We start from the raw sequence: 790 nt of genomic DNA, 5'->3' as shown, positions 1-790 counted from the left end.
TAACAGTTGTAAATGTAACAGGAGCTAATCCAGGAACAGGCGTAGCGCCAGTTACTATAAATGATATTTTAACCGCTACAACAAATACACAAGGTTATGTTATTTATCGTGTTCGATCTACTTTAGGAGATTGTCAAGGAGGTTATACCGACTATAGAGTGAATGTAAATCCATCGCCACGACCAGTACTAACAGATGGGAACATTTGTATAACTGCATCGGGAGAAGTGTATCAGACCTATACATTAAACACAGGTTTAAATGATGTAGATTATGATTTTGAATGGTTTGATAGTGCTGGAAATATTATTCCGGGAGCTACAAATTCAACATTAGTAGTTGATGAAGCAGGAACTTATAGTGTAATAGCAACTAATTGGTTAACAGGATGTTCATCAGACCCATTATTACCAACTGCAACAGCTGTAGTTACAGAAACTACACCAGCAACAACAATGACTATTGTTCAAAGTGAATATTTTAGTGATAATGCTACGATAACAGTAACAGTAACTGGAGGTTCAGGAAGTATAATGTATTCGTTAGATGAAGGTTCTTTCCAATCATCAAATGTATTCACCGGAGTTAGTGCAGGTGAACATTTAGTAACAGTTATCGATACAGAAGGTTGTACTTATATGACACAAGAAGTATTAATAATTGATTACCCAACCTATTTTACACCAAATGGAGATGGAATAAACGAAACTTGGAACATTATAGGATTAAACCAAGCAGATGCTAAATTATACATCTTTGATCGTTATGGTAAATTGTTAAAACAATTAAG

Annotated in this window: 1 protein-coding gene; it reads left to right on the top strand. The window is 34.7% G+C overall.

What is annotated here, in order from left to right:
- Nucleotides 1-790 (top strand): T9SS type B sorting domain-containing protein (locus GFJ99_RS13305; protein ID WP_153209541.1); only part of this gene is annotated, 790 nt, incomplete at both ends.

Source organism: Flavobacterium sp. LMO6, from assembly GCF_009495795.1.
Classification (GTDB): Bacteria; Bacteroidota; Bacteroidia; order Flavobacteriales; family Flavobacteriaceae; genus Flavobacterium.
This window is presented reverse-complemented; position numbering and strand designations above follow the sequence as displayed.